The following is a 6299-nucleotide window of genomic DNA, read 5'->3' on the forward strand; positions in this document are numbered from 1 at the left end:
TAATGCCCGTACCGAGGGGTTTGGTCAGGATCAGGACGTCCTGGGGCAGGGCACCGGTGTTGGTCAATATTTGTCCGGGGTGCACCAAACCGGTGACGGCCAGCCCGTACTTGGGTTCATCATCCTGGACCGTGTGTCCCCCGGCAATGACGGCCCCGGCTTCCCTTACTTTATCCGCCCCGCCTTTGAGAATCTCCGCCAGGACTTCAGCCGGCAAACAGGTGGGGAAACAAGCAATATTCAGGGCCAGAAGGGGCCGCCCACCCATGGCGTAAATATCACTCAAGGCGTTGGCTGCGGCTACCTGGCCGAAGAGGTAGGGGTCATCCACCACCGGGGTAAAAAAATCTACCGTCTCAATTATGGCCAAATCATCCGTAAGTTTGTATACTGCCGCGTCGTCGGCTGTTTCCAGCCCGACCAGCAATTGGGGGTCGTCCAGTCGTGGCAGCTGCCGCAGTACCTGCGACAGGGTGGCCGGTCCCACCTTGGCCGCTCACCCGGCAGCCCTGGCCAGGGTGGTCAATCGAATTTTTTCAGACATAACTTTTCACCCCTAACTTTTCAGTTTTTCTCTCCGGCCTGTTTCTTACAAGATAGCATATCACTTTTTCGCTCTTTAATAGACAGGTTCCTTTATCTGGTCTATAAGAAGATTTGATAGCCAGGCTGAAATATAAAGAAGATCTTTATGGGTTGAAAACTGCCGGCCGCAGCTTTTAAGACCTGAAGTAATCTTGTCCGTGGCGGGAGCATATATTGTGGCAGGGAGGGATTGGAAGATGTCCTGGCGGGAATGGAAAAAGCGGTTATCGGAGTTTTTGGAGATCCCGAATGATGTAATGCTCAACCTTCCCCGCGTTGTGCTTATGGGAAATCTGCAGGCCTTTATTGAAAATCATCGCGGCGTGCTAGAATATACCCCTCAGATTGTGCGTGTGGGGATTGAGGAGGGGGAACTGGAAATTACCGGGGAGAAACTGGTCCTGCGCAACATCCTTCCCGATGAAATTTGCGTGGAAGGGATGATTAAGACCATTACGTTTAAATAGAAACGCCCGGTGCTTTTGAGACCACAGGCGGAGGAGGAAGATGGCCTGCCGGTTTTGGGCGGAGAGGACGCGTGCCGGCGGCGAGTTGTGCCACCTGCGGCCCGGGAACATAAGGAGGCCAGGTCATGTTTCTTTTTCGATTGATGAACTTTATCATTGGTTACCTGAGCATTACAGTTCGGGGGGAAGCGCCGGAAAAATTTATTAATATGGCTGTGGCCAGGGGTATTTTCCTGTGGGATATCACCCGGCTCGGTGAGCATACGGTGAGGGCGAAGGTGCGCTTGAGTGCCGTACGACCTTTAAGGCATATTGCAAGGCGTACCCGGTGCCGTTTTCATATCACACGGCGGGCGGGTCTACCTTTCCTCTGGATGCGCCTGGCCCGGCGTAAAGCACTGGTCCTGGGTGCAGTATTGTTTATCCTCGGACTTTATTTGTTAAGCTCTTTTGTATGGACCATCGAAGTTACCGGTAACCGCAGGGTGCCTGCGAAAGATATTCTTTCCGTGGCTTCCGGGGCGGGTTTGAGCAAGGGGGTTCCCATATGGCGTTTGGATTGTCCCTCCGTGGAGAAGGCTTTGAAGGCAAAGTTTCCAGCTATCTCCTGGGCCGGGGTCTACGTCAAGGGGACGAGGGTAACCATTGAAGTGGTGGAAAAGAATCTTCCCGAGGAGAAAAATCAATCTCCGGCTCATATTGTAGCTAATAAGGAGGGCGTGATTAAAGAAGTCCTTGTTTTCAACGGTCATGCTGCGGTGAAGGAAGGGGATACGGTAGTCCCCGGTCAAATTTTGATTTCCGGTATCATTCCTCCCCCGCAACCCGGGCCTGAACAACAGCAGGCGTCCGAATCACAAAAGGAACAACCCCTTCTTCCGCCCACCTACGTGCACGCTGCGGGGATCGTCAGGGCCCGGGTATGGTATGAAGGTTATGGCGAAGCTCCTCTGGTTGAAAACAAGGAACGCTTTACCGGGCGCCAGGCTACCAGGGTTTGTATGAAAATCAATGGCAGGGAAATAATTTTAGCAGGTCCCCGGAAGATACCCTTTTTGAAATATCAAACCGAGACCACTGTGAAAAAGACCCCCTCATGGAGGAATCTTCAGCTCTCTGTCGAACTTGTTATCTATAAATATCGTGAAGTGGAAAACTACCGTTTGGTCAGGAGCAGGGCTGAAGCCCGCCGCCTGGCCGGGGAGAGGGCGTTGCAGGCGGTACAAAAGCAGTTGCCCCAGGGGGCAAGGCTGGTTCACAAGCAACTGGATGAGCTGGTGGTGAAAGGACCTGAGAACCTGGTACGTGTTAAAGCACTGGTGGAAAGTCTGGAAGAAATAGGTGCTGAACGGTCTTTCACCCCGGAGGAGGAAATCCGGAACCGGGCACCGGTGCCACTTGAGGACGCTTCACCTTTTTCCCGGCCATAGCAGGTCCATTCCAGAAACAAAAGGGAGTTGGAGGGATAAGTTGGGCGAACACACTGAAGCCAGGGTAATCCTGGATAATATCGCTACGGCGGCCGAGATTTTCGGCCGTCATGACGAACATCTGGCTTTAATGGAACGGGCCCTGGGTATAAGGGTGGTAACCAGGGGTGAGGAAGTGATTATTATTGGCCCCCCTGAACAGGTGGCCCAGGCCCGTGAGGTTTTCAATCAGTTACAGGACTTTTACCGGGCAGGTAACCGTTTAACTTTGCACGAAATTAACTACGCCATTAAGGCCGTGCGGGCGGGTATGCAGGAAGCCCTGTCCCATCTGGCCCGGGAAGTAACTCTGGTTACCGCCCGGGGAAAGCAGGTCAAGCCCAAGACACTGGGACAGAAAAAGTATATAGAGGCCATCCGCAAACACGATATTGTTTTTGCCATCGGACCCGCGGGCACGGGGAAAACCTACCTGGCCGTGGTGATGGCTATTCGTGCGTTGCGCAATAAAGAAGTCAGCCGGCTGGTACTGACCAGGCCGGCTGTCGAAGCAGGAGAAAAGCTCGGTTTTTTACCGGGGGACCTGCAGGAAAAGGTGGATCCTTACCTGCGTCCTCTCTACGACAGTCTTTACGATGTACTGGGTGTGGAAAACACCCAAAAATATCTGGAGAGACATGTTATTGAAATTGCTCCCCTTGCCTATATGCGGGGGAGGACACTTGATGACGCATTTATCATACTGGACGAGGCGCAAAATACCACCGACCAGCAGATGAAAATGTTTCTGACCCGCCTGGGTTTTGGTTCCAAGGCTGTAATTACCGGGGATATCACCCAGATCGACCTTCCCAGGGGTCAGGTTTCCGGCTTGGTCCATGCCCAGAAAGTTTTGGCGCGGGTAGACGATATCGCTTTTTGTTACCTGACGGGGGAAGATATTGTCCGCCACCCGCTGGTTCAGGAAATCATCAGGGCCTACGAGGAAGGGGCCTAGGTTGGTGGCGCAAGAGGAGTGAATTTAATGCTCCCTCTGGCCACAATTAAAAAAGAGGTTGTCCACCGGCTGGCTCCGTTTATGCGACGGCGCAGGGTACGCCGGAGCGCAGCTGCGGTTATCTTTTTTTTGCTCATTACTATTTTAATTTCCATTGAGTTTGTTCCCCAACGGGTTAATTTGCGGGAGGGACAGGTTTCTCCGGTACAGATAGTTGCCCCCCGCAGTATTGTTTTTGAAGATAAGGCCAAAACTGAAGAAATGCGCCGCCAGGCAGCTGCGGCAGTGCGCGACCAATACGACGTGGATCCCCTGGTAAGCGCGGCGGTCCAGCGGGATATCTCCACGGCCATTCAGGGGATACGCGGGGTGCAGGAGGATACGAGGCTCGATGAGGAGGCCCGTATAAACCGCCTGCGGGGAGTGCTGCCTTTTTCTCTGCCCCGCGAAATACTGGCAGCGCTTTCCAGGCCGGCTCCCCGTACCCTGCAACAGGTGGAAAAGAGTATAAACGGTCTGGTGGCCCAGGCCCTGGATAGTGAGGACGGTATTACGCCGGACAAGCTGGAAGCCAGAAAAGCAGCTTTATCCGACCAGGTTACCCGCTGGGGTTTGAGCAGACCCTACCAGGAACTGGCGCAGGGGTTGATCCGTTATTATCTGCGTCCGAACAAATTCTTTAACGCGGAAAAAACCCGTCTCTTAAAGGAAGCGGCAATGGCTACGGTGCCGCCCCAGATGGTGACCATCAGGCAGAACGAGATCATCATTCGGGTTGGCGATGTGGTCACGAGGGAACACCTGGCCAAGCTGGAGGCTCTTGGCCTCACCCGGACCGGGGTTCCCTGGCGCGTATTGCTGGGCAGCGCTCTTCTGGTAGCCCTCCTGATGGTGGTGGTGCTGCTCTACCTCTACCAGCAGAACCGGGAGATTTACGAACATGCCGGGCATTTGTACCTGCTGGGCATAATTGTAGCGGTGGTACTGGCCGTGAGCAGAGGCGTTACGGCTATCAACATCCCGTACTGGCCCGAACTGGGGAACCTGGTGGGTTATATGACGCCTGTTGCCGCTGCCGGGATGCTGATTGCCATTTTGCTTGACACGCGTCTGGCCATGCTGGTTGTGGCGGTCATGAGTTTTCTGGTTACTTTGATGCTGGATGGACAGGTCCGTTTCGGACTGGTCGCCCTGGTAGGGGGGTTCGTAGGGGTTTACAGCGTCAGCAAACTGAGCCAGCGGGGGGATCTGGCCCGGGCCGGGGTTTATACCAGCGCTGCCAATATAGTTGTGATCCTGATTATGGGCCTCCTGGGCAATGAACCCTGGGGTCTTATGATTGCTTCCGGGGTGGGTTTCGGAGTGGTCAACGGCATTTTGTCCTCTATTTTAACTATTGGTGCCCTGCCTTACCTGGAAAGTGCCTTTGGGATCACTTCGGCGGTCCATCTCCTGGAGTTGTCCAATCCCAGCAATCCTTTACTGCGGCGGCTGCTAACGGAAGCTCCGGGTACTTATCACCACAGCATTATTGTTGCCAACCTGGCGGAGGCTGCAGCCCAGGCCGTCGACGGGGATACTCTCCTGGTACGCGTTGGCTCTTATTACCATGATATTGGTAAAATCAAGCGGCCCTACTTTTTTATTGAAAACCAGTTGAACGGTGAGAACCCCCACGATAAAATCACCCCTTCTTTGAGCACTTTAATTTTAACTTCCCATGTCAAGGATGGGGCTGAAATGGCTCGTGAATACAGGTTGCCCCAGGCCATTATCGACATTATCGAGCAACACCATGGCAGCGGGTTGTGTTCTTACTTTTATCACAAGGCCCTGGAGAACGGACACCCGGAAAATGTCAATGAAGACGAGTATCGTTATGACGGGCCCAGGCCCCAGACCAGAGAGGCCGCTATTGTCATGCTTGCCGACTCGGTGGAAGCAGCTGTCCGTTCGCTACAAAACCGCACCCCGGGCCGCGTTGAGGGCATGGTACGTAAAATTATCAAAGATAAACTTATGGACGGCCAGCTTGATGAATGCGACCTGACCTTCAAGGATCTGGATAAAATTGCGGGGGCTTTTATACAGGTGTTGGGCGGCATATTCCACAATCGTGTTGAGTATCCAGACCTGAGCAGGGAGATGGAAAGGAGAAGAAGTAAAAGTGCCGGTTCTCGTAAACAACCTGCAAGAAAAAGTGCCGGTGGATGAGCATCTGTTTGACTTGGTGGTAAAGGTGGCCGGGGAGGCTCTTTCCCTGGCTGGCGGTCCCGGGGATGCCGAAGTAAGTCTCGTTTTTGTAGACGACGAGTATATCCACCGGTTGAATCGTGAATACCGGGGAGTGGACGGGCCTACCGATGTGCTCTCTTTTGCCCTGCAGGAGGGAGAACCGATGCCCGAGGCAGGTGAGGAAACCCTGCTGGGGGATGTGGTGGTTTCCCTGGAGACGGCGCGCCGGCAGAGTGAAGAGTACGGGCACAGCTTTGAAAGGGAAGTGGCTTTTCTGGTGGCCCACGGTGTGCTGCATCTCCTGGGGTACGACCACCAGACGGAAGAGGAGAGGCGGGCAATGCGGGAAAAGGAGGAAGCCGTTCTGGCCCGGTTGGGGTTGAGCAGGTGAGGAGGATGTGACCGTTGTGATGGCCAGGGAGAGTTTCAGAAAAAGCCTTGGTTATGCCCTGTCCGGCCTGGCTTATGCCCTGCGTACACAGCCCAACCTGCGCTTTCACTTCGGGGCTGCAGTGGTGGTAGTGATGGTGGCCCTGCTATTGGGGGTGGGGGTACGGGATATGCTCTTCGTTCTCTTTGCCATTG

At 54.2% G+C, this 6299-nt stretch carries 7 protein-coding genes; 6 read left to right on the top strand and 1 reads right to left on the bottom strand.

Annotated features, from left to right (window positions below; genetic code table 11):
* A partial coding sequence (selD, locus tag ACPLUI_RS09680) for a selenide, water dikinase SelD (protein ID WP_424660057.1) occupies window positions 1-544 on the bottom strand: 544 nt, incomplete at its 3' end.
* Window positions 545-782: 238 nt separating this feature from the next.
* Here selD and yqfC point away from each other — a divergent pair.
* The 6 genes from yqfC to ACPLUI_RS09710 all read left to right on the top strand — a co-directional run.
* The gene (yqfC, locus tag ACPLUI_RS09685) at window positions 783-1052 is read left to right on the top strand and encodes a sporulation protein YqfC (protein ID WP_424660058.1); all 270 of its coding nucleotides are present in this window, start codon (window positions 783-785) and stop codon (window positions 1050-1052) included.
* 125 nt (window positions 1053-1177) lie between these two features.
* Window positions 1178-2482 (top strand): sporulation protein YqfD, encoded by a 1305-nt coding sequence (yqfD, locus tag ACPLUI_RS09690; RefSeq protein ID WP_424660059.1) that lies wholly within the window; start codon window positions 1178-1180, stop codon window positions 2480-2482.
* A 40-nt stretch (window positions 2483-2522) separates the two neighbouring features.
* Complete coding sequence (locus ACPLUI_RS09695; protein ID WP_424660060.1) at window positions 2523-3479, top strand: PhoH family protein; 957 nt, start codon at window positions 2523-2525, stop codon at window positions 3477-3479.
* A 27-nt stretch (window positions 3480-3506) separates the two neighbouring features.
* Window positions 3507-5693, top strand: a complete 2187-nt coding sequence (locus tag ACPLUI_RS09700; RefSeq protein WP_424660061.1) for an HD family phosphohydrolase — start codon at window positions 3507-3509, stop codon at window positions 5691-5693.
* A complete protein-coding gene (gene ybeY, locus ACPLUI_RS09705; RefSeq protein ID WP_424660062.1) occupies window positions 5647-6105 on the top strand; it encodes an rRNA maturation RNase YbeY in 459 nt (152 codons plus the stop codon). The genes ACPLUI_RS09700 and ybeY overlap by 47 nt, the downstream gene beginning before the upstream one ends.
* Window positions 6106-6112: 7 nt before the next feature.
* The coding region (locus tag ACPLUI_RS09710) for a diacylglycerol kinase (RefSeq protein WP_424660063.1) at window positions 6113-6299 on the top strand (187 nt) is incomplete at its 3' end.

It is taken from the genome of Desulfofundulus sp. (assembly GCF_049701015.1).
Taxonomy (GTDB): Bacteria; Bacillota; Desulfotomaculia; order Desulfotomaculales; family Desulfovirgulaceae; genus Desulfofundulus.